Here is a 20,455-nt window from a genome sequence, read left to right as displayed (position 1 = left end):
CGCGCACCCCCTCCGCAACCCGCGTCAGCGTGCCCTGCGCCGACAGGCCGCGACCAGCCCGAACGCGAAACATCCAGACCAACCGGCAAGCCCGCAGCTATGCGAGCCCGGTCACCCTGTGGCCAGGTTCACGATCCAGCCGCCGGAGCAGTCGGGTTGTTGCACACGGTCCGCATCGATCGTCGCGGCCGGTTCGAGCAGGTTCCCGGACACGACCGGCGTCAGTGACGGTTCGGGGTTCTGCGGTCGAAGACCAGGGGGCGGGCGGTGCGCAGGGCGGTGGCGATGGCGCCGAGCAGCACGGCGTCGTCGCCCAGTTCGCTCGGACGGACGGTGGGACGTAGCGGGGTCGTCCGTTGCAGCGCCGCGCGGACCTGGTCGAGCAGCAGGTCGGCGCTGCGGCCGAGGCCGCCGCCGACGACGATGACATCGGGGTCGAGGACCGCGGTGACGGCGGCGACCACCAGGGCGATGCGTTCGCCTTCCTGGCGGACCACCTCGGTAGCGATGGCGTCGCCGGCGCGGGCGGCATCGAAGACGCGTTTGGCGGTGAGGCGGCCGGTCATGCCGCGGGCGCGGGCGGCACGAACCACGGCGTCGGCGGTGACTGCCTCCTCGAGAGCGCCACGCCGGGAAACACCGGCGGCCGGATCGCCGAAAGCGGCGGGGAGGAAGCCGACTTCGCCGGCTGCGCCGTGGGCGCCGGTGAAAAGCTCGCCCTGGGAGACGATTCCGACACCGAGGCCGGTGCCGATGAGGACGTAGACGAACAGGCGGCTGCCGCGGCCGCCACCGTGAGCGTACTCGCCGAGAGCGGCGAGGTTGGCGTCATTGCGGACGGAAAGCTCGGAAACGCCGAGAGCGTCGCGCAATTCGTCGAGCAGGCCCGCGCGGCCCCAGCCGGGCAGGTTGACGGCGAAGTGCATGCGGCCGTCCTGGGGATCGAAGACACCGGGGCTGCCGAGGACGGTGTGGACGATGCGGTCCACGGGAATCGCGGCGTCACACAGGGTTTCGCGCACCGCCCCGGCGGCCGTCCGGGCGAGGGCGGTGGCGGTGCGGGCGCGGTTCGGAATGTCGATGCGGGACAGTACTTTTCCCGACAGATCCGCCACCGCGGTCCGCAGGAACGCGCGGCCGATGTCGATGCCGAGCACGTAGCCCGCGGTCGGGTCCGGTTCGTACAGCACCGCCGTCCGCCCGCGCTCGGGGACGACGGTCCCGACCTCCCGCACGAGCCCGTGCTCCTGCAGCGCGGCAAGGGCGCTGGACACGGTGGGCTTGGACAGGCCGGTGTCACGGGCGAGCTGGGCGCGTGAGCTGGGTCCGGCGGTGCGCAGCTGCTCGAGCAGCAACCACTCGTTGTTGCTGCGCAAACGCTGCCTGTTCCAAGGGAGTTCGTCCATGACCGTCCGATCCTGATGCGTCGTCGAGCCGACTGTAGACAATCGGCCGCAGCCCTTGACTCCGATAGTAAAGGAATTTAACTTTACAAAACCCATACGCCCTCCCCTGCGCGACTCGGAGGCAGCCATGACCGGCCCCCGCACCCTCCCCCGAAGAATCGGCCTGTTCCAGGCCACGACCATCAATATGAGCCAGATGGTCGGCATCGGACCCTTCGTCACCATCCCCCTCATGGTCGCGGCCTTCGGCGGGCCGCACGCCGTCATCGGATTCGTCGCCGGTGCGGTGCTGGCGCTGGCCGACGGCCTGATCTGGGCCGAACTCGGCGCGGCCATGCCGGGCGCGGGCGGCACCTATGTGTATCTGCGCGAGGCGTTCCAGTACCGCACGGGACGGCTCATGCCGTTCCTGTTCGTCTGGACCGCAATCCTTTTCATTCCGCTGATCATGTCGACCGGCGTGCAGGGACTGGTGCAGTACCTGACCTATCTGTGGCCGTCCATGACCACCGGGCAGGGCGACATCGTCGGGCTCGCGGTGGTGGCACTGGTCGTAGTGCTGCTGTGGCGGCGGGTGGATTCCATCGGCCGCATCACCGTGGTGATGTGGGCGGTCATGATCGTGTCGGTGGCCGCGGTAATCCTGGCCGCGTTCACCCACTTTCATCCGAGCATGGCGTTCACCTGGCCCGACCATGCCGTCGATTTCGGACGCGGCGGCTTCTGGCTGGGCTTCGCTTCCGGGCTCACCATCGGCATCTACGACTACCTGGGCTACAACACCACCGCGTATATCGGTGCGGAGCTGAAGGATCCGGGGCGGGTCCTCCCCCGCTCGATCATCTATGCGGTGCTCGCAGTCATGGTCATCTATCTCGGCATGCAGATCGGTGTGCTGGGTGTCATCGACTGGCACGACATGCTCGACCCGAACAATGTTGCTTCACAATCGATTGCGTCGGCGGTGCTGGAGCAGACCTTCGGGAAGGGTGCAGCCGATGTGGTGACCGTGCTGATTCTCGTCACCGCCTTCGCCTCGGTCTTCGCCGGACTGCTCGGCGGCTCGCGTGTGCCGTTCGACGCCGCCCGCGACGGGGTGTTCTTCCGATCCTTCGGACGGCTGCACCCCGAGCACGAGTTCCCTGTGCTCGGGCTGGTCGTGATGGGTGCGATCACCGCGGCCGGGTTCGTCCTCGCCCGACACGTGGGCACCTCGGCCACCCATCCCCCACTGGCGGTGCTGATCTCCCTGCTGACCACGGTCATGGTGATCGTGCAGGCCTTCGCGCAGATCGCGGCCGTAGCCGTCTTGCGGCGACGGCAGCCCGGGCTCGCGAGGCCCTACCGGATGCTGCTGTATCCGCTGCCGGCGGTCGTGGCGGCCATCGGCTGGGCGGTCATCTACGGGTACGCCGACAAGGCGAATCCGGGCGTGCACCCGATCGAGTGGTCACTGGCTTGGACGGCCCTGGGTATCGCGGCCTTCCTGCTCTGGTCGCGGGCGGAGAAGACCTGGCCGTTCGGACCGAAGCAGATCCGTGAGGAGTACCTCGACGCCGAACCCGCAGCCGCCTGACCGGCGGACCGTGGCGAGATAGACAACTCAGCTTGTTCAATTTCAATTGCGCAACCTGGGTTGTCTATCTAGAGTCGAGGGATGACCGATGCCCCCGCGATCCTGTCCGCGTCCTCGGCCCAGGCGGCCCGGGAACTGCGTGTTCTGGTCAGCCGGCTGCGACGGCGGTTCCTCGAGGCGTCGGACAATGTGGAGCTGACGCCCTCGCAGCTGTCGGTGCTGAGCCGGTTGAAGAACGGTGATGCCACTGCCAGTGAGATCGCCGCGGCCGAGCGGGTGCGGCCGCAGGCCATCGCCACCCACCTCGCCATTCTCAGCGACCGCGGCTTCGTACTGCGGCGGCCCGACCCCAAAGACGGTCGGCGGCAACTGGTTTCGCTGAGCCCGGCCGGGCAGGAGCTGATCGCGGGCCGCCGCCGGGCGAGGCAGGAATGGCTCACCACCGCTCTGGAGGAGAAGTACACCGAGGCCGAACGGCAGACACTGCTGGCGGCGCTGGAGCTGCTGGAAAGACTCGGGCCGCAATGATTTCGACGCTGCACCGGCGGACCCGGGAGCGACCGCCCGACGGGTTCGACCGGCGGCTGCTGGCGCCCATGATCACCAGCTCGATCCTGAACCCGATCAATTCGTCCATCATCGCGGTCTCGCTGGTACCGATCGGTGCGGCGTTCGGCGCGCCGGCGTCGGAGACCGCGTGGCTGGTGTCGGCGCTGTACCTGGCCACCGCCATCGGGCAGCCGGTGGTGGGGCGGCTCATCGACCTCTACGGCCCGCGGCGGCTGTATCTCGGCGGGGCCGCCCTCACCGGATTCGCAGGTCTGCTGGGCATGGTCGCGCCGAGTCTCTGGTTGCTGGTACTGGCCCGGGTGATTCTCGGATTCGGTACGTGTGCGGGCTATCCCGCGTCCATGTACCTGATTCGCAGCGAGTCCGAGCGCACCGGGAAGGACAGTCCGCACGGGGTGCTCACCGCCCTGGCCGTGGCCACTCAGACCATTGCCGTCATCGGCCCGACGCTGGGCGGTCTCCTGATCCATCTCGGCGGGTGGCGGGCGACGTTCGCGGTCAATCTGCCGCTGGCACTGGTGTGCCTGGTCATCGGATGGCGGCGGATAGCGAGCACCGATGCGCCGCACGGCGGACGGTGGTCGGATATCGATCTGCCCGGAATCGGACTGTTCGCGGCGATGCTGATCAGCTTCCTGCTCTTCCTGATGAAACCGCAAGCGGCGCACTGGTATCTGCCGGTACTGGCGATCGCCGCCGGGGCCGGGCTGGCGCGGCGGGAGCGGCGGGCCGAGCGGCCCTTCCTCGATGTGCGGCTGCTCGCGGGCAATGTCCCACTGCTGGCCACCTACACCCGCACTCTGCTGACCGCCCTGGTCGGCTACTGCTTCCTGTACGGCTTCACCCAGTGGCTGGAGGAGGGGCGGGGCCTCTCCGCCGCCGGGGCGGGCCTGATCCTGCTGCCCATGTCGGCCACCGCGATCGGCGTTTCCGCGCTCACCGGCCGGCGTCCCGAGATTCGCGGCAAGCTGCTGGTCGGCTGCACCTGCCAGGTGGTCATGACGGTGCTGCTGCTGACCCTGCACTCCGGCGCCGCCCTGTGGTTGCTGGTCGGCGCGGCCGTCATCAACGGCATCCCGCAGGGGCTCAATAATCTGGCCAACCAGAACGCCCTCTACCACCAGGCCGAGCCCAAGCGCATCGGTTCCTCGGCGGGCCTGATGCGCACCTTCTCCTATTTCGGCGCGATCGGGTCGGCGGCGGTCAGCGGCGCATTCCTCACCCCGGGTTCCGGCGTCGCGGGACTGCACAATCTGGCCGCGTTCATGCTGGCGGCGGCGGCATTGTGCCTGGTCCTCGCGGTGATCGACCGCTCACTGTGAGCGGCGCAGCGGCCGGTCCGAACGGCCCGCGATCCTAGCTACCGGCCAGTCTTCATACACCGTAAACCCAGGTGTGCGATGCTCGATGGGTGAGCAACGACGCTGAATTCACCGAACCCGCCCGGGTGAGCTTCCACGGGCACGGCGGCATCACCATCGCCGGGGACAGCTGGGGACCCCAGGACGGCCCGCTGGTGGTGTTCCTGCACGGCGGCGGGCAGACCCGCGGCTCGTGGAAGGACTCCGGACTCGCCCTCGCCAAGGCAGGGATGCACGCCGTCCTGCTCGACGCGCGCGGGCACGGCGACAGCGACTGGGACCCGGACGGCAACTACAAGCGTGAGGCCATGGTCGAGGACCTCATGGCGGTACTGCGCGAACTGGACAAGCCCGCCTTCATCGTCGGCGCCAGCATGGGCGGCCTGACCGGGCTCATGGCCACCACCCACCCGGAGCGCGCACGCATCACCGGTCTCGTCCTCGTCGATGTGGTACCGCGCCCCGAACGCAAGGGCGTCGAGCGCGTCATCAACTTCCTGAGCAGCAACCCGGAGGGCTTCGCCAGCCTCGAGGAGGCCGCCGACGCCGTCGCCGCCTACCTCCCCCACCGCCGCCGCCCGCGCAATCCCGAAGGGCTGCAACGCAATCTGCGCCAGCGCGCCGACGGCCGCTGGTACTGGCACTGGGATCCGGCCATGATGGGCGGCCCGCGCGACGGGCGCGGCGAGGAGATCGACGTGCACACCGAGCAGCTCGAGAACGCGGCGCGGCAGCTGACCATCCCGGTGCTGCTGGTCCGTGGCGCGCTGTCCGACGTTGTCAGCGAGGAGGGCGTCGCCGCGTTCCGAGCCCTGGTCCCGCACGCCGACTACACCGAGATCGGCACCGCGGCGCACACCGCCGCCAGCGACGCCAATGACGAATTCACCGACGCGGTGGTCGATTTCGTACGCGCCCAGGTCGGCGACGAGGGCCGCTGACCGCTGGTCATCGGTGAACACCCGGTCGAGCAGGTGGTCGAGTAGTTCGACCGCCGTCCCCCGGGCGGTCCCGCCGGCCCTAGTGTCCGCTCGATCTCGGTGCGACTGGTCGGTCTGTTTTGAAATGCTCAGGCGTGCAAGTCATACGGAGTCGACGGTTCCGGTTTGACGTAGCGCCTACACCGAAAGGCCGCACAGCACAGGAGTGCGCATTGTTGCTGCGCATTCGCCGATGGATCGCTATCCTGGATGGAGCCGAAGGTGAGCTTGTGAAACCGTCAGCGCCCCAATGAGATCGGTGGCGTTGACGTGCGCACGTCGTGGCCATTGTGTTCGTTCGTCCAAGTTGCGGCGGGTCCGGAATCGAAGCGCCGTCAAGCGGTAAATGCAGAGCTCTCAACAGAATCGCGCAGTGACACATCGCGTTCGGCTCGAGATCGATCGACACGAGTATGAGCGAAGAGGTTCCAGCCGAGACAGGAGACGAGCCATGACGATCACACCGGAAGCCATCGCCCTTACCGGTCCGGGAAGCGGGGCTCGTAGCAATTCACCGCGGACGGAGTCGGCGGACAACGACCTGGACGTCCACTTACGTACGCTACGGCGACGCGTTCCGCATCTGATCGGATCCGCGGTGGCCTCGAGTGACGGCCTCCTGCTGGCCGCCGATCTCCCGGATGCCATAGAAGCCACCGGTATTGCGGCGCTGACCGCGGCACTGCTGTCGGTGTCGCTGACCTTCGCGGCCACCACCCATGGCGCCGACCTGCACGAGGTCGTCCTCGACAGCGGCGTCGGCCACGTGGTGGTCTACCGGGCCGGCCACATCGCCTGCCTGGCCCTGCTCACGGACACCGACGCCACGCTGGCCCGCGTTCACCTGGAGGCTCGCCCGGTGGTCCGCGCGATCGCCGCGACCCTGGCGCCGGCCGATCGCGACTGACGGCACCCGAATTCCACCGATCGATGACATCACATGGAAAGGGAGACACATGTCGAATCTGGATGTGGCACTGAAGGACATGATGACCATCGACGGGGCGCTCGGCGCCGCGGTCGTCGACTACAGCAGCGGGATGACCCTCGGCACCGCCGGCGGATCCCGATCCCTGGACCTGCAGCTCGGCGCGGCAGGCAATACCGAGGTGGTCCGTGCCAAGATGCGCACCATCGAACAGCTCGGCCTCGACGAAGGTATCGAGGACATCCTGATCACCCTGACCGGTCAGTACCACCTGTTGCGCCCACTGAGCGCGCACCCGTCGAGTCGCCTGTTCCTCTATCTCGCCCTCGACCGCACCCGCGGCAACCTCGCTCTGGCCCGTCACCAGCTCCGCAAGATCGACGAAGAATTCGACATCTGAACGATTTCATCGAACATACGTTCGGAAGTGTGGTAGGTTCTTCGGCATGTCGACGCCTTGGCAGGGATCACTTCTGGACGGCTTCGGGGAGGTGGAACTCGGTGCGCTGCAGAGGATGCGGCGCACCGAACTCGGCGACGGCGCCTGGGTGGATGTGCTGCCGGGCTGGTTGAGCGGCGCGGACGTGCTGTTCGAACGGCTCGTCACGGAGGTGCCGTGGCGTGCGGATCGGCGGGCGATGTACGACCGGATGGTGGATGTGCCGCGGCTGCTGTGCTTCTACGAGGCGGAGCGGGAGCTACCGGATCCGGCGCTCGCCGAGGCACGGGAGGCGTTGAGCGCGCACTACTCCGCTGAACTGGGCGAGCCGTTCACCACCGCGGGCCTGTGCTACTACCGCGACGGAAACGACAGCGTCGCCTGGCACGGGGACACCTTCGGGCGCGGGGCGACCGACGACACCATGGTGGCCATCGTCTCGGTGGGCGCGGCGCGCGCGCTGCTGCTGCGCCCGCGCGGCGGCGGGGCGAGCGTGCGCTATCCCCTCGGGCACGGGGATCTAATCGTCATGGGCGGCTCCTGCCAGCGCACCTGGGAGCACGCGATACCCAAGACCAGGCGGCCGGTGGGGCCGCGCATCAGCATTCAATTCCGCCCGCGCGGCGTCCGGTAACGAGGGGTCCGGACGCCGCGCAGTTCCCCGCACTCGAGGGGCGTAGACAGCATTCCGGCGGGATCCTCCGGTCAGGCGCGGCGAGCGAAGTCCGGGACCGGTTCGGGAATCACGCCCCGCGCCACCAGGAAGGCCGGGAGGCTGCGGATCACCGGGATACGGCGGAAGACCTTCAATGCCACGGGCGTTTCGCGCGAATTCGAGACGTTCAGCCGGCCCGCGACGGCCGGGCGCACGATCCGCGTGTGAGCGAGGCGCTGCATGCCCTGGATGACGGCGGTCGGCAGCATCCGGCGACGCTGCACGCGGGCCAGATCCGCGCTGGTCACGGTGTGCGACAGCAGTTTCGGGGCGAGCATGCGGGCCGTCGCGACCGCGTCCTGGACCGCCAGGTTGATGCCGACCCCGCCGATCGGCGACATAGCGTGGGCGGCGTCGCCGATGCACAGCAGTCCGTCGGTGTACCACCGGTCGAGCCGATCCAGCTTGACGTTCAGCAGTTTCACCTCGTCCCAGCTGCGGAGCGCGTCGGTCCGGTCGGCCAGCCACGGCACCACCGCGGCCAGGCTGCGCATGATCTCCGTGACCGGTTGCCGCGCACGCAGTTCCGCGTCGCTGCCCTTGGCGATGATGGTGGCGCTCTGCCAGAAGTCGCCGCGATCGAACATGACCACGATGCGATGGGCGCTGACCACCGGAACGAGTCCGGCCGGGTCGGTACTGTTGCGTGGGATCCGGAACCACCAGGCATCGAACGGCGTCGGCCAGTCCCGCACGCTCAGGCCCGCGGCCGCGCGCAATACCGACGACCGGCCGTCGCAGGCCACCGTCAGATCGGCTCGAATCTCGCCGGTCACACCGTCTTTCGTGCGGTAGCGGACACCGGCCACCACACCGCCCTCGCGCACCAGATCGACCGCCTCGGTGTTCATCCGCAGCCGGAAGGCCGGTTCAGCATCGCCGGCGCGGGCCAGCAGATCCAACAGGTCCCACTGCGGCACCATGGCCACGTATTTGTGCCGACCCGGAAGGTGGGAGAAGCTCGCCAGCGACACCATGCGGCCGCCGATCGGGATCTGCACGGTGTTCAGCCGCCGCTGCCGCAGCTTCGCGAAGTCCTCGCGCAGGCCCAGGGCGTCGATGAGGTCCAGGGTGGTCGGGTGCACGGTGTCCCCACGGAAGTCGCGCAGGAAGTCACCGTGTTTCTCCAGCACCGTGACCTCGATACCACCGCGGGCCAGCAGCAACCCCAGGAACATTCCCGCCGGTCCCCCGCCGACGATCAGACAGGTCGTACGTTCCATCGGGACCTCCCGAGCCGTTGACCACCGTCACCCTCGATGGTAGGCCGAGTGCGGCTCGGGCACAGTCGCTTCGCCGCCCCGGGCTAGCGGTCACGGTAGAGCACGAAGAAGTAGGGTTCGGTCAATCCGCGCTTGTCCATCACACCCAGCAGGGTGTCCTCGTCGATCTTGCGGAAGATGTCGATGATCGGCAGATCGTCGTAGATCATTGCGGCACTGGTCTTTCCGCGGAATTCCAGATTCCGCAGGCGGGCGCGCGGAGCCCGGGTCCGCAGCACCGGCCGCAGCACCCAGAGTGACCGGCGCACCGGCTTCAGCGTGTCGACCGGCACCTTCCCCGCCAGGAACAAGGGCACCCGCCGCGGATCCACCGGAAAGGTGTTCCCGGCCGGATCCGAGAACAGCAGCGGCTGCACGCTGTCGGCACTGTCGAATTGCTTGCCGTACCAGCCGCTTTCCACCAGCATCCCGCCCCAGGGATGCCCGGTCCCCACCTCGGCCCCGCGCCACCGCCCGGTGGTGATCTCCTCGACCCGCACCGCCGGCAGGCTGTCGAACAACTCCCAGGCCCGTGCGGCCGTGCCGTCTCCCGCCATCAGTGCCCGCAACCGCAACGCGCCATCCGTGGCCGACTCGGCAGCAACCATCACAATCTCCTCGATGAGGGTAATCGACACTTTTCATCTCACTGTATCCGGCGGGCCCTGCCGACACCACCGGTCCGGCGTCATGCCGACCACGCTGCCCGCCCACGTCGCCGCGCCCAACCGCCTCACCGCCCGCTGGTGCACCACCGCGTGCGTGCTGCACACCACGGTGACGTTCGACCGCCCGTTCGGATTCCCGGCCGTGCACCGGCCCACCAGACTGGCCATGGTCGCCGGATGGGTCGTGCACCCAGGTCGCTGACGGCAAGGCCCGCGCGCCAGGCTTTTTGTCGAAACTACAAAAAGTTGCCCCAAACCCCTGGCGCGCCATGTTTTAGTCATCTAGCCTAAAACACATGACGACAGCACGAGAGACCGCCGAGAGTATTCGGGCGGCCCGGCGGCCCGAGGATCTGTTCGGTGCTGCCGCAACAGATTCCGCGGCCCGGCAGGACGCCCGGCGGCGGTACCACCGGCTGGCGGGGATCGTGCACCCCGATCGGGTGGAGGCCGCCGACGCCGGGATCGCGGGGGCCGCGTTCGCGCGGCTGTCCGAGCTGTACCGGCAATGGCTGGAACTGGACGAGCCCGACTTCGAGGTGACCGGCGCGCACGGGACGTACCCGGTGGGTGCGCTATACGCGCCGGGCTCGGTCGCAGACGTGTACCGCAGCGGCTCGGACCGGGTCGTGAAGATACCGCGCCGGGCGGCGGCCAACCGGTTGCTGTCCGGGGAGCGAAATGCCCTGCGCGACATCGCGATCGTGGCCGCCGAGCACGAATGGCTGGGGCCTTACTTCCCCGAGCTGGTCGATACGGTCGACCATCTGGACTCCGCGACCGGCGAGCAGCGCACGGTGAACGTGCTCGGCGCGCTCACCGGGGAGTTCGTGACGCTCGAGGAGGTCCGGGCCGCCTACCCCGGCGGCCTGGATCCCCGCGACTACGCCTGGATGCATCGCCGGCTGCTGCGCTGTCTGGCCGGCGCACAGCTGGCGGGGTGGGTGCACACCGCCATCGGCCCGGCCAATGTGCTGGTGCATCCACGCCTGCACGGAATCGTGCTGGCGGGCTGGTCTTTCGCGACCCGGCCCGGCAATCCGGCGGCGGCAACACTGAAGTCGCTGGACTATCCGCCGGAGATCCGGGACGCGGTCTCCCCCGCCACCGATGTCCACCTCGCGCATCGCCTGATGCTCACCATGCTCGGCGACCGTGCACCCGCGGCCCTTCGGTCCTACGCCGCGGGGTGCCTGCAATCCGATCCGCGGCTGCGGCCCGACGCCGCGGACCTGCTCGGGGAATTCGACGACCTGCTCGACCGGCTCTACGGGAAGCGCCGCTTCCGGCCCTTCGAGCTCACGAAAGGTAAGTGATAGCAATGGGTTACGGACGCTGGGACGACAGTGCCTACGACGCGGCGCGGACCTTCCGCGCGGCCGAGGGGCTCGACGACTTCGGCTACACCGCGGATATGCGGTCGGTGCCGTGGGATCAGTGGAAGGCGCACCCCACCCTGGATCCGTTCGGGGTCGACAAGCGGGAGTCGCGGGACTCCGACGACCACGGCAACTCACTGCCCATCGCGGTGCTGTTCGACGTCACCGGATCCATGGGCGGGGTGCCCCGCATCATGCAGGAGAAGCTGGCCAAACTGCATGGGCTGTTGCAGCGCAAGGGATATGCGGAGGATCCGCAGATCCTGTTCGGGGCCATCGGCGACGCCGACAGCGACCGGGTGCCGCTGCAGGTCGGGCAGTTCGAATCCGACAACCGGATGGACGAGCAGCTGCGGCTCATCCTGCTGGAGGGCGGCGGTGGCGGGCAGAAGTCCGAAAGCTACGAGCTGGCCGCGTATTTCGTCGCCCGGCACACCGCCACCGACGCGTGGGACAAGCGGGGCCGCAAGGGCTACCTGTTCATCGTCGGCGACGAGCTGAACAAGAAGCGGCTGGCCGCTCGCCACATTCGCGCCGTCATCGGCGACGACGTCGACCGCGACATCTCGGTCGAGTCGATCTACCGCGAACTGGCCGACCGCTGGCACGTGCACTACATCCTGCCCAATCAGTCCAGCTACTACCGGGATCCGGAGATCGCCGAGCACTGGCAGGGGCTGCTGGGTGAGCGGTTCCTGCGGCTCGACGATCCGGCCGCGGTGTGCGAGCTGATCGCGCTGACCATCGGCATCGCCGAGGACCGCATCGATCTCGGGGCGGGGCTGGCCGATCTGCGCGACATCGGATCGAACAGCGAGGCCGACGCGGTGGGCAAGGCCCTCGCACCGCTGGGCGGCGCCCGGCGCGGACGCAGCGTCGGGGCGCTGCCGGCCGCCACCGGCACCGACGACGTGGATCTCTGACCGGATCCGGCAGACGAAGGGACACAACATGTTCGGCGACAGTCACCTGATCGTGGTGGACCTGGGCTTCGGCGATGCCGGCAAGGGCGCCACCGTGGACTGGCTGTGCTCACCGCAGGCCGGGCTCGGGGTGGCCGCGGTGGTGCGGTTCAACGGCGGGGCGCAGGCCGCCCACAATGTGGTCGCCGACGGCCGCCACCACACCTTCCACCAGTTCGGGTCCGGCACCCTGTCACGGGTGCCGACGCTGCTGTCGCGGCACATGCTGGTAGAGCCGCTGGCCCTGGCCACCGAGGCGCGCGAACTCGCCGCGCTGGGGGTCGCCGATCCGCTGTCCCTGCTCTACGTGGACGAGCGGGCCCTGCTCACCACGCCGATCCACGGAGCCGCCAACCGTTGCCGGGAGGATACGAGGGGTACCGCCCGGCACGGTTCGTGCGGCATCGGCATCGGCGAGACGGCGAGCTACGCGCTCGGCCACGACGCACCCCGGGTCGCCGACTGCCGGCGACCGGAAGTGTTGCGGCGCAAACTGATCGCGCTCGAAGAACACTACGGGCCGCTGCTCGCGGGCCGACGGCACCGCTACGACCCGATCGACGATCTGGTCGAGGCGTACACCGCGTTCGCGCGGGCGGTGGCCATCCTGCCGGGCGAACAGCTCGCCGCGTTCGCGCGTCAGGGCAGGCTCGTGTTCGAAGGCGCGCAGGGGGTGCTGCTCGACGAGTGGCGCGGCACCCACCCGTACACCACCTGGTCGACCGTCGAACCCCGGCATGCGCGCGCCATGCTGGCGCGCCTCGGAGCGCCCGGCTATGTGCTCGGCGTGACCCGCGCGTACATGACCAGGCACGGGGCCGGGCCCTTCCCGACCGAGGACCCGGCACTCGCGATTGCGGAGCCGCACAATGGAACCGGCGAATACCAGGGCGCGTTCCGGCGCGGGCACCTCGATCCGCTGCTGCTCCGCTATGCCGTCGAAGCCTGCGGCGGAATCGACGGCGTTGTCGTCAACCACCTCGACGCCATCGGCGACATCCGCACCGCCACCGGCTATCTCACCCCTGATGGCTGCGTCGACCGGCTGGCGTGCGGAGTCTGGCAGGACCTCGGCCACCAGCGGCGGCTCACCGATCTCCTCGGCGCCGCCACCCCGGCCCTGGCCGACCTGCCCGCCGACGTGCCCGGCTACCTGGAGGCCGAACTCGGCGCGCCCGTGGTGCTCACCGCATGCGGGCCGGACCGAGCCGATCGCACGCTCCGGATCCCGGCTGAGGCATGATTGTCCATTTGTGGAGCAACAATCCGCAGTGTCCATCGACGTGATCACCCTGCGCTACGGACCCGACGACCCCACCGCCGCTCTCGGCATCGCGCCCCGGCGGTGGGAACCCTTCGCCGGTGAACTCGCGCTGCCGGGTGTGCTCCTCGGCCTCGGCGAACGCCTGGCCGAGGCCGCCCACCGCGCGGTCCACACCAAACTCGGGGTACCGGCCGACGCCATCCTCGCCGTCGGGCAGGTCGCCACCTTCGATGAGCCGCATCGTGATCCACGCGGGCCGACACTGTCCATCGCCATGTGGGCCGTAGTCGGCCCGCACGGGACCGACAGCGCGACCTGGGTCCCGTTCGACGCCGTCCCGCCGCTGGCCTTCGACCATAATCAGATCGTCACCGCCGCCCGCGCCCGGCTGGCCGAGATGCTCTGGAAAGACCTGACATTCACCCGCGCCCTGACCGGCGACCAGTTCACCGCCACCAGAGCCGTCGAACTCACCACCGCCCTGCACGGCGCGAAGCCCGACCCCGGCAACCTCAACCGGACCCTGGCCGCCCTCCCCGGACTCTCCCGCACCGGCGAACGGGTTCGCGTGAAGGCCACCGGCCGCCCCGCCGCAGTCTGGTCCTTTACCTAGCGGACCGGACCCGGCCCGAACGCCTCGGCCTGCGGCAGCACCGATCGGCTCGCGAACCGGGCCACGCCCCACCGATATTCGCGGCGGGCACAACCGACCCGGCGCACTGTTATCGGTCAGGGAATCAGCACCAGGCGGCCGCGCAGGCCGCCTGCGGCGAGTCGATGGTGGGCGTCAGCGACCCGGTCGAGGGGTAGGGTGCCGGCGACGCGCGGGGTCAGGCGGCCCGCGTCCACCAGGGCGGCCAGCTCGGCGAGACGGGGACCGTCAGCGCGAATCCAGGTGTTGGAGACGCGGATTCCGCGGAGACCCGCCGGTTCCGCGCCACCCACCACGGCCGCGAACGCACCCCCGGAGCGGACCGCGTCGAGGGCCTCGGCGCCCAGCGACGCGGCGTCCACCGCACCGTCGGCACCGCCCGGGATCAGGGCACGCACCGCCTCGCCCAAACGTCCACCGCGCGGGACGAAGAACTCCGCGCCGAGTTCGCGGACCAGGTCCTCATCCGGCGCCGCGGCGGTCGCCACCGCCCGAAGTCCCTGGGCCACAGCCAGTTCCACCGCGAAGCCGCCGACCGCACCGGCGGCGCCGGTGATCAGCACGGTCTGCCCGGCGGTCAGCGCGAGCGCGTCCAGGGACTGCACGGCGGTGAGGGCATTCAGCGGTATCGTCGCCGCCTCGACCGCGGAAGCACGGCGCGGGGCGAGCGCGACGGCCGCCGCGTCCAGGACGACGAAATCCGCCTGCGCGCCCAGCGGCACGTCCAGGCGGTCCGACAGCCCGTACACCTGGTCGCCGAGCGCGAAATCCGGGACGCCGGAACCGATTTCGTCGATCGTGCCGGCGACGTCCCAGCCGAGGCCGATCACATCGCGCGGCACCATCAGGCCCGCCTGCGCCAGACCGCCCGAGCGGGTGTGCAGGTCCACCGGATTCACCCCGGCGGCGGTCACCCGAATCCGTACCCGTCCGGGCCCCGGCGACGGCACCGGCACTTCGGCCTGCTCCAGCACCTCGGGGCCTCCGAATGAACGAATCACCACTGCACGCATGCGAAATCTCCTCTGCTGTACGGTTTCCCACCCAGCAGTGAACCTACGGAGTGTTACTCTCCGTCGGAAAGTACGCACCTCGGAGTGCGTACCGCACGCGAGGGAGAGCCATGGCGACCAAGACCGCGGCCCAGCGGCGCACCGAGGCCCGCCGCGCCTACGACGCCTACGTCCAGGAATGCCCGACCCGGCATCTGCTCGACCGCATCAGCGACAAATGGGTGAGCCTGCTGCTCACCGCGCTCGCCGACGAACCCCGCCGCTACAGCGACCTGTCCCGCATCGTCGCGGGCGTCAGCCAGAAGATGCTCACCCAGACCCTGCGCACCATGGAACGCGACGGGCTGGTGAGCCGCGCGGTAACCGCCTCGGTGCCGGTCCGGGTCGACTACGAGCTCACCGAGCTCGGACGCAGCCTGCTCCCGGTCATGCAGGCGATCAAGAGCTGGGCCGAGACCCACATCGAGGACGTCCTCGCCGCCCGCGAACGCTACGACGACAGCCCAGCCTGAGCCGGACCCGTTGCCACCCGGGCAGATCCGTGACCACTGAGACGGATCCGCCGCCACTCGGGTGAATCCGCTGCGGCTCGGGTGAATCCGCTGCGACTCAGGCAGCTCCGTCGAGGACCGATTGGACCAGCTGCCGGACCGCTTCGAGCAGACGATCCTTCTGGCCATTGCGGACCAGATACGGAACCAGGTCGCCACCGAGCGGGGCCAGCAGCAGCCCGCCGACCACCTCCGCATCCAGATCCGGGCGCGCCTCGCGGAGCAGGGCGGCGATGTGAGCCGCCCAGAACGCGTGCAGCTCCTCGGCGCGCGGGTGCGGCGGAATCGCCCGATACGCCACCGAGAGCTCGATGTCATCGGCGATCATGCGGGCCATGGCATCGAAGTAGGCCAGTAGGCGCTCACCCGCCGGCGCGCCCGGGCCGAGCGGGGGTGGCCCGGATCGCACGGCCTCCATCAAGGCGAACGCGCCCTCCGCGACCAGTTCGTGCAGCAGCCCGGCTCGATTGCCGAAGCGGTGGAACAGCGTGCCCTTGGCCACCCCGGCCGCGGCCGCGATCCGTTCCATGGTGACCGCCTCCGCACCCTCCTCGGCGAACAGCTTGCGCGTCGCTTCGAGGATGGCCTGCCGGTTGCGGGCCGCGTCGGCGCGTTCCTTGGGCGGGTTCATATCACCACTTCCATTGACAACTTGACCGACGGTCAATATCTTCGCAGACGTATCTTGACCGTCAGTCAAATTATGAGGTGTTCAATGCATGCAATCCTATTGACCGGCACCGGCGGACCCGACGTGCTGGTGCCGGGTGAGGTACCCGCGCCGCGGCCACAGGCCGGCGAGATCCTCCTGAGCGCCGAGGCCATCCCGGTGCTGTTCCCCGAGACCATGCTGCGTTCGGGCGCGTTCCCGCTGCCGGTGCAGTTCCCGATCGTCTTCGGCACCCAGGCCGCGGGCGTCATCGCCGAAGTCGGTGCGGGCGTGGACACCTCGCTGATCGGACAGCGGGTCGTGGTGAGCAGCAACAGCTTCGGCACGTACGCCGAGCAGGTCTGCGTTCCGGCGGACGCGGCGACGCCGATTCCGGACGGTGTGGGCACCGTCGAGGCCGCGGCCGTATCCATGAGCGGCTCGGTGGCGATCCCCCTGCTGGAGACCGCCCGGCTCACCGGTACCGAGACGGTCCTGATCGAGGCGGCCGCCACGGGTGTCGGAGCCTATCTCACGCAGCTGGCCAAGGAGTACGGCGCGGCGCGGGTGATCGCGACCGCGGGCGGGGCCGAAAAGGCCGCTCAGGCCCGCGAATTCGGGGCCGATGTGGTCATCGACCACCACGCCCCGGACTGGACGGAAGGGCTGCGCGAAATCCTCGGCGGCGCAACGCTGGACGTGGTCTTCGATTCGATCGGCGGCGAATCCGCGCTCGCAGTCCTGGATCTCATGACGCCGCTGCACGGCCGCATGCTCGGCTACGGCTTCCTGTCCGGCGCACCCGCCCAGGTGACCGCCATGGATCTGATCATGCGCGGCCTCACCCTGATCGGCTGTTCGGGACCGGACTGGCTGGCGGGAGTCGCGGCGGCCCGCGCGGCCGCGCTGGAACGGGCAGCGAACGGCTCGCTCACGCCCTTGGTCGACCGGGTACTGCCGCTGGACCAGGCCAGCCACGCCCACCGGTTACTGGCGGACCGGGCCGCCAAGGGCACGATCGTGCTCCAGCCCGCGCGGGCCTGACGAAAATCCGGATCAGCCGGTGATTTCCCACTCGTAGACGACGAGTTCCGAGGCACCCGTGGTGTGAATCGGGTCGGTGTGGATCAGTTCCTGTGCGGCAGCCAGGTTTTCGGCGGTGATCACATACGCGCCGCCGCTGCCGTCGGTGAATTTGCCGGTCTCCACCAGCTGTCCGCGCTCGCGGACCTCCGCCAGCCAGTCCTTGTGCGGGACGATGACGGAATCGTCGAAGCGCGGGGTGCGCATGGCCATCACCAGATATTTGCGCACCCTGCGCTTCTCCTTCGAACTACTTCTCGTCGTCGCGAACGACGGTGCTGCGGGTCGCTGCCGCGGCGGCACGGACCTGCGGGGCCACCTGGACCACCTGGCCGAGCACACCATTGATGAACGACGGCGAATCGTCGGTGGACAGCTCCTTGGCCAGCTCCACCGCCTCGTCGACCGCCACCACCGGCGGAACGTCGTTGGCGTGGAACAACTCCCACACCGCCACCCGCAGGATGGCGCGGTCGACGGCGGGCAGCCGTCCCAGCGTCCAATCCTGCAGGTACGACTCGATGGTGCCGTCCACCCGGTCCAGATCGTCGGCGACGCCTTCGACCAGAACCCGGGTGTAGGGGTTCACCGGCGCCACCGACTCCTCACGCACCGCCAGCGAGACACGCTCGGACAGCAGATCCGCGGGATCGATATCGCGGGCCTCCGCCTCGAAGAGCAGATCCACCGCGCGCCGGCGCGCCTTGTGCCGTGCGCCGAGCTTCTTGAACGACTTCTTGTCCGATTGATCGGCCACGGAAGACATTATCCGTCGCGTCAGTTGTTGACGCGGCTGATGTAGCTGCCGTCGCGGGTGTCGATGCGCAGCTTGTCACCCTGGTTGATGAACAGCGGCACCTGCACCTCGGCGCCGGTCTCCACGGTGGCGGGCTTGGTGCCGGCCGAGGAGCGGTCGCCCTGCAGGCCCGGCTCGGTGTGGGTGACGATCACGTCGATGGCGACCGGGAGCTCGACGAACAGCGCCTCACCCTCGTGCATGGCGATCTGCACGGCCATGTTCTCCAGCAGGAAGCCCGCGTTGCGGCCCAGCAGCTGCTCGCTCAGGTGGATCTGGTCGTAGGTGTCGCCGTCCATGAAGATGTAGTCCTGACCATCGTGGTACAGGTACGTCATGTCGCGACGGTCGACGGTCGCGGTCTCCACCTTGACGCCGGCGTTGAAGGTCTTGTCGACGACCTTGCCCGAGACCACGTTCTTCAGCTTGGTGCGCACGAAGGCGGGACCCTTACCCGGCTTCACATGCTGGAACTCGACGATCTGCTGCAGCTGATTGTCGATCTTCAGCACGAGGCCGTTCTTGAAGTCGCTGGTGTCCGCCACTGTCCTCGGATCTCCTACTAGTCGGTCGAACCGCGCGTCAGTCGACGACGGTCAGGTCTTTGCTGGTGCGGGTGAGCAGCTCCGGGCCCCCTTGGCGAACCACGAGCGTGTCCTCGATCCGGACGCCACCGCGGCCCGGGAAGTACACACCTGGCTCGACGGTCACCGCCACGCCATCCAGCAGTGTACCCGTGCCGGTTTTGGCGATTCCGGGCGCTTCGTGAATCTGCAGACCCACTCCGTGCCCGAGGCCGTGCACGAACAGCTCACCGTGCCCGGCGGCCTCGATCACCGCGCGCGACGCCGCGTCCACCGCCTTGGTCGAGACGCCCGGGGTCAGGGCCTCGCGGCCGGCCTGCTGCGCCCGCTGGACCAGCTCGTAGACCTCGCGCTGCCAGTCCGTGGGCGTACCCAGCACGAAGGTGCGGGTCATGTCGGAGTGGTAGCCGCCGACCACCGCGCCGAAGTCGAGCTTCACGAAGTCACCGGTGGCCAGCACCGACCCAGTCGGACGATGATGCGGGACAGCCGAATTCGCGCCGGCGGCCACGATGGTCTCGAAGGCGACCGCCTCCGCGCCGTGCTCGAACATGAGCCACTCCAGTTCCCGGGCCACCTGCCGCTCGCTGCGGCCGGGACGCAGGCCGCCGCGCTCGAGCAGGGTGGCCAGGGCCGCGTCGGCGGCGTCGCAGGCCGCGCGCAGCTGCTCGACCTCGTAGTCGTCCTTCACCATGCGCAACTGCTCGACCAGCCCCGAGACCGCGACCAGGTCCAGGCCGGTGCCCAGCGCGGACAGACCGCGATGCTGTTCGACGGTGACCACGTGGCTCTCGAAGCCGACCCGGCCGGTCTGCCACTCCCCCGCGATCTCCATGACGCGGCGGGCACTGGCCCGGTTGATCTCGGCGCGCAGATCGGGCACCTGCACGCCGACCTGGGTGAGGTAGCGGCCGTCGGTGCAGATGATGGTGCGGTCCTCGCTGGAATCCCAGGCGTACACCAGCAGCGCGGCGTTGGACCCGGTGAAACCGGTCAGGTACCGGATATTGATCAGGTCCGTGACCAGCAGGGCATCGACGCGGTTCTCCACCAGCAGATTGCGCAGGCTGGCCCTGCGCAGCGCGTAGTCGGGGCGCCGGGCCGGATCGTGATCAGCAGACATGCGTCAAAGCTACCGCCGACACGCCGCAACACCGACACGCAACACGTGAATGGCCCGGTAGTGGAACCCAGTCTGTTCACATCGCAAGCGGTTCTCCACATTTCGCGATCACGCCCCCCGCACCGGCCGCCGCCGCGCGACCCTCGATCCATGTCTCCGTTGCCGACCCTGCTGCTGACCCTGTGGTGCGTCGCCCTGAGTGTCTGCGATCTGCGCAGCCGGCGGCTACCGAACGTCCTCACCCTGCCCGGCGCCGCCCTCGTGCTCGCCTACGGATTCGCCACGGGCAAGCCGACACTCGCGGTCTCCGGCGCCCTGCTGCTGGCCGTCCCCTACCTGATCGTCCACCTCTGCTGCCCGCGCGCCCTCGGCGCGGGCGACGTCAAACTCGCATTCGGTCTAGACGAGTGATTCCTAACCCGGTCGCGCTGCGAGGGGCTCAAGTTTTGACGTGGCGGAGGGTATCGATGTCGATGTGTGACGAAAGACCTCGA

The 20,455-nt window shown here is 69.1% G+C and carries 24 protein-coding genes; 15 read left to right on the top strand and 9 right to left on the bottom strand.

The features are described 5' to 3' along the window. Window positions 1–221: 221 nt before the first annotated feature. Window positions 222–1,406, bottom strand: a complete 1,185-nt coding sequence (locus tag ABZ909_RS23765) for an ROK family transcriptional regulator (protein ID WP_357003154.1) — start codon at window positions 1,404–1,406, stop codon at window positions 222–224. A 127-nt stretch (window positions 1,407–1,533) separates the two neighbouring features. Between ABZ909_RS23765 and ABZ909_RS23760 the strand changes: the two genes are divergently transcribed. From ABZ909_RS23760 to ABZ909_RS23730, 7 genes are all read left to right on the top strand, one after another. Further along, window positions 1,534–2,982: an APC family permease gene (locus ABZ909_RS23760; protein ID WP_357003152.1), complete on the top strand. Its 1,449-nt coding sequence runs from the start codon at window positions 1,534–1,536 to the stop codon at window positions 2,980–2,982. Window positions 2,983–3,063: 81 nt separating this feature from the next. Further along, window positions 3,064–3,510 (top strand): MarR family transcriptional regulator, encoded by a 447-nt coding sequence (locus ABZ909_RS23755; RefSeq protein WP_357003150.1) that lies wholly within the window; start codon window positions 3,064–3,066, stop codon window positions 3,508–3,510. Beyond that, window positions 3,507–4,874 carry an MFS transporter gene (locus ABZ909_RS23750; RefSeq protein WP_357003148.1) on the top strand — a complete coding sequence of 456 codons (1,368 nt, stop codon included), beginning with the start codon at window positions 3,507–3,509 and terminating at the stop codon, window positions 4,872–4,874. The genes ABZ909_RS23755 and ABZ909_RS23750 overlap by 4 nt, the downstream gene beginning before the upstream one ends. Window positions 4,875–4,963: 89 nt before the next feature. Beyond that, the gene (locus ABZ909_RS23745) at window positions 4,964–5,854 is read left to right on the top strand and encodes an alpha/beta hydrolase (RefSeq protein WP_357003146.1); all 891 of its coding nucleotides are present in this window, start codon (window positions 4,964–4,966) and stop codon (window positions 5,852–5,854) included. A gap of 490 nt (window positions 5,855–6,344) precedes the next feature. Then, window positions 6,345–6,800 carry a roadblock/LC7 domain-containing protein gene (locus ABZ909_RS23740; protein ID WP_357003144.1) on the top strand — a complete coding sequence of 152 codons (456 nt, stop codon included), beginning with the start codon at window positions 6,345–6,347 and terminating at the stop codon, window positions 6,798–6,800. Window positions 6,801–6,849: 49 nt separating this feature from the next. Further along, a complete protein-coding gene (locus ABZ909_RS23735) occupies window positions 6,850–7,221 on the top strand; it encodes a hypothetical protein (protein ID WP_357003142.1) in 372 nt (123 codons plus the stop codon). A 46-nt stretch (window positions 7,222–7,267) separates the two neighbouring features. Continuing rightward, the gene (locus ABZ909_RS23730) at window positions 7,268–7,894 is read left to right on the top strand and encodes an alpha-ketoglutarate-dependent dioxygenase AlkB (RefSeq protein ID WP_357003140.1); all 627 of its coding nucleotides are present in this window, start codon (window positions 7,268–7,270) and stop codon (window positions 7,892–7,894) included. A 71-nt stretch (window positions 7,895–7,965) separates the two neighbouring features. On the opposite strand, the gene ABZ909_RS23725 is transcribed toward ABZ909_RS23730, so the two are convergent. After that, complete coding sequence (locus tag ABZ909_RS23725) at window positions 7,966–9,198, bottom strand: FAD-dependent oxidoreductase (protein ID WP_357003138.1); 1,233 nt, start codon at window positions 9,196–9,198, stop codon at window positions 7,966–7,968. 83 nt (window positions 9,199–9,281) lie between these two features. After that, a complete protein-coding gene (locus ABZ909_RS23720; RefSeq protein ID WP_357003136.1) occupies window positions 9,282–9,845 on the bottom strand; it encodes a DUF4334 domain-containing protein in 564 nt (187 codons plus the stop codon). Window positions 9,846–9,858: 13 nt separating this feature from the next. Here ABZ909_RS23720 and ABZ909_RS23715 point away from each other — a divergent pair, with 13 nt between their 5' ends. From ABZ909_RS23715 to ABZ909_RS23695, 5 genes are all read left to right on the top strand, one after another. After that, window positions 9,859–10,107, top strand: a complete 249-nt coding sequence (locus tag ABZ909_RS23715; RefSeq protein WP_357003134.1) for a hypothetical protein — start codon at window positions 9,859–9,861, stop codon at window positions 10,105–10,107. Window positions 10,108–10,201: 94 nt separating this feature from the next. Then, a complete protein-coding gene (locus ABZ909_RS23710) occupies window positions 10,202–11,221 on the top strand; it encodes a hypothetical protein (protein ID WP_357003132.1) in 1,020 nt (339 codons plus the stop codon). A gap of 5 nt (window positions 11,222–11,226) precedes the next feature. Continuing rightward, complete coding sequence (locus ABZ909_RS23705; RefSeq protein WP_357003130.1) at window positions 11,227–12,207, top strand: hypothetical protein; 981 nt, start codon at window positions 11,227–11,229, stop codon at window positions 12,205–12,207. Between the two features lie 28 nt (window positions 12,208–12,235). After that, window positions 12,236–13,489, top strand: a complete 1,254-nt coding sequence (locus ABZ909_RS23700) for an adenylosuccinate synthetase (RefSeq protein ID WP_357003128.1) — start codon at window positions 12,236–12,238, stop codon at window positions 13,487–13,489. 28 nt (window positions 13,490–13,517) lie between these two features. Beyond that, window positions 13,518–14,123: an NUDIX domain-containing protein gene (locus ABZ909_RS23695; protein WP_357003126.1), complete on the top strand. Its 606-nt coding sequence runs from the start codon at window positions 13,518–13,520 to the stop codon at window positions 14,121–14,123. Window positions 14,124–14,239: 116 nt separating this feature from the next. Here ABZ909_RS23695 and ABZ909_RS23690 read toward each other — a convergent pair whose 3' ends face one another. Continuing rightward, window positions 14,240–15,175 (bottom strand): NADP-dependent oxidoreductase, encoded by a 936-nt coding sequence (locus tag ABZ909_RS23690; protein ID WP_357003124.1) that lies wholly within the window; start codon window positions 15,173–15,175, stop codon window positions 14,240–14,242. Window positions 15,176–15,285: 110 nt separating this feature from the next. Between ABZ909_RS23690 and ABZ909_RS23685 the strand changes: the two genes are divergently transcribed. After that, a complete protein-coding gene (locus ABZ909_RS23685) occupies window positions 15,286–15,687 on the top strand; it encodes a helix-turn-helix domain-containing protein (protein WP_357003123.1) in 402 nt (133 codons plus the stop codon). 97 nt (window positions 15,688–15,784) lie between these two features. On the opposite strand, the gene ABZ909_RS23680 is transcribed toward ABZ909_RS23685, so the two are convergent. Further along, window positions 15,785–16,357: a helix-turn-helix domain-containing protein gene (locus ABZ909_RS23680; protein WP_357003121.1), complete on the bottom strand. Its 573-nt coding sequence runs from the start codon at window positions 16,355–16,357 to the stop codon at window positions 15,785–15,787. 84 nt (window positions 16,358–16,441) lie between these two features. Here ABZ909_RS23680 and ABZ909_RS23675 point away from each other — a divergent pair, with 84 nt between their 5' ends. Continuing rightward, the gene (locus tag ABZ909_RS23675) at window positions 16,442–17,419 is read left to right on the top strand and encodes a zinc-binding dehydrogenase (RefSeq protein ID WP_357003119.1); all 978 of its coding nucleotides are present in this window, start codon (window positions 16,442–16,444) and stop codon (window positions 17,417–17,419) included. A gap of 12 nt (window positions 17,420–17,431) precedes the next feature. On the opposite strand, the gene ABZ909_RS23670 is transcribed toward ABZ909_RS23675, so the two are convergent. Genes ABZ909_RS23670 through ABZ909_RS23655 form a run of 4 tightly spaced genes read right to left on the bottom strand, consistent with a single transcriptional unit; the run spans window position 17,432 to window position 19,961 of the window. Further along, entirely contained in the window at window positions 17,432–17,689 is a 258-nt protein-coding gene (locus tag ABZ909_RS23670) for a YciI family protein (RefSeq protein ID WP_357003117.1), read from the bottom strand. 19 nt (window positions 17,690–17,708) lie between these two features. After that, window positions 17,709–18,215 carry a transcription antitermination factor NusB gene (nusB, locus tag ABZ909_RS23665; RefSeq protein ID WP_357003115.1) on the bottom strand — a complete coding sequence of 169 codons (507 nt, stop codon included), beginning with the start codon at window positions 18,213–18,215 and terminating at the stop codon, window positions 17,709–17,711. A gap of 20 nt (window positions 18,216–18,235) precedes the next feature. Then, window positions 18,236–18,799, bottom strand: a complete 564-nt coding sequence (gene efp / locus ABZ909_RS23660) for an elongation factor P (protein WP_354837343.1) — start codon at window positions 18,797–18,799, stop codon at window positions 18,236–18,238. Window positions 18,800–18,836: 37 nt separating this feature from the next. Next, window positions 18,837–19,961, bottom strand: a complete 1,125-nt coding sequence (locus ABZ909_RS23655) for a Xaa-Pro peptidase family protein (RefSeq protein WP_357003112.1) — start codon at window positions 19,959–19,961, stop codon at window positions 18,837–18,839. Window positions 19,962–20,111: 150 nt separating this feature from the next. On the opposite strand from ABZ909_RS23655, the gene ABZ909_RS23650 reads away from it, so the two are divergent. Then, window positions 20,112–20,372: an A24 family peptidase gene (locus ABZ909_RS23650; protein WP_357003110.1), complete on the top strand. Its 261-nt coding sequence runs from the start codon at window positions 20,112–20,114 to the stop codon at window positions 20,370–20,372. Window positions 20,373–20,455: the final 83 nt, after the last annotated feature.

The sequence above is a fragment of the Nocardia sp. NPDC046763 genome (assembly GCF_040645495.1).
Lineage (GTDB): Bacteria > Actinomycetota > Actinomycetes > Mycobacteriales > Mycobacteriaceae > Nocardia.
The sequence above is the reverse complement of the archived record's forward strand: the minus strand, read 5'-3'. Positions and strand labels throughout refer to the sequence as shown.

Excerpts from the sequence above, each read along its gene's own strand:
- ABZ909_RS23765 (WP_357003154.1), bottom strand. The coding sequence starts at position 1,406 with ATGGACGAACTCCCTTGGAACAGGCAGCGTTTGCGCAGCAACAACGAG.
- ABZ909_RS23760 (WP_357003152.1), top strand. The coding sequence starts at position 1,534 with ATGACCGGCCCCCGCACCCTCCCCCGAAGAATCGGCCTGTTCCAGGCC.
- ABZ909_RS23755 (WP_357003150.1), top strand. The coding sequence starts at position 3,064 with ATGACCGATGCCCCCGCGATCCTGTCCGCGTCCTCGGCCCAGGCGGCC.
- ABZ909_RS23750 (WP_357003148.1), top strand. The coding sequence starts at position 3,507 with ATGATTTCGACGCTGCACCGGCGGACCCGGGAGCGACCGCCCGACGGG.
- ABZ909_RS23740 (WP_357003144.1), top strand. The coding sequence starts at position 6,345 with ATGACGATCACACCGGAAGCCATCGCCCTTACCGGTCCGGGAAGCGGG.
- ABZ909_RS23735 (WP_357003142.1), top strand. The coding sequence starts at position 6,850 with ATGTCGAATCTGGATGTGGCACTGAAGGACATGATGACCATCGACGGG.
- ABZ909_RS23730 (WP_357003140.1), top strand. The coding sequence starts at position 7,268 with ATGTCGACGCCTTGGCAGGGATCACTTCTGGACGGCTTCGGGGAGGTG.
- ABZ909_RS23725 (WP_357003138.1), bottom strand. The coding sequence starts at position 9,198 with ATGGAACGTACGACCTGTCTGATCGTCGGCGGGGGACCGGCGGGAATG.
- ABZ909_RS23720 (WP_357003136.1), bottom strand. The coding sequence starts at position 9,845 with ATGGTTGCTGCCGAGTCGGCCACGGATGGCGCGTTGCGGTTGCGGGCA.
- ABZ909_RS23715 (WP_357003134.1), top strand. The coding sequence starts at position 9,859 with ATGAGGGTAATCGACACTTTTCATCTCACTGTATCCGGCGGGCCCTGC.
- ABZ909_RS23710 (WP_357003132.1), top strand. The coding sequence starts at position 10,202 with ATGACGACAGCACGAGAGACCGCCGAGAGTATTCGGGCGGCCCGGCGG.
- ABZ909_RS23705 (WP_357003130.1), top strand. The coding sequence starts at position 11,227 with ATGGGTTACGGACGCTGGGACGACAGTGCCTACGACGCGGCGCGGACC.
- ABZ909_RS23700 (WP_357003128.1), top strand. The coding sequence starts at position 12,236 with ATGTTCGGCGACAGTCACCTGATCGTGGTGGACCTGGGCTTCGGCGAT.
- ABZ909_RS23690 (WP_357003124.1), bottom strand. The coding sequence starts at position 15,175 with ATGCGTGCAGTGGTGATTCGTTCATTCGGAGGCCCCGAGGTGCTGGAG.
- ABZ909_RS23685 (WP_357003123.1), top strand. The coding sequence starts at position 15,286 with ATGGCGACCAAGACCGCGGCCCAGCGGCGCACCGAGGCCCGCCGCGCC.
- ABZ909_RS23680 (WP_357003121.1), bottom strand. The coding sequence starts at position 16,357 with ATGAACCCGCCCAAGGAACGCGCCGACGCGGCCCGCAACCGGCAGGCC.
- ABZ909_RS23675 (WP_357003119.1), top strand. The coding sequence starts at position 16,442 with ATGCATGCAATCCTATTGACCGGCACCGGCGGACCCGACGTGCTGGTG.
- ABZ909_RS23655 (WP_357003112.1), bottom strand. The coding sequence starts at position 19,961 with ATGTCTGCTGATCACGATCCGGCCCGGCGCCCCGACTACGCGCTGCGC.
- ABZ909_RS23650 (WP_357003110.1), top strand. The coding sequence starts at position 20,112 with ATGTCTCCGTTGCCGACCCTGCTGCTGACCCTGTGGTGCGTCGCCCTG.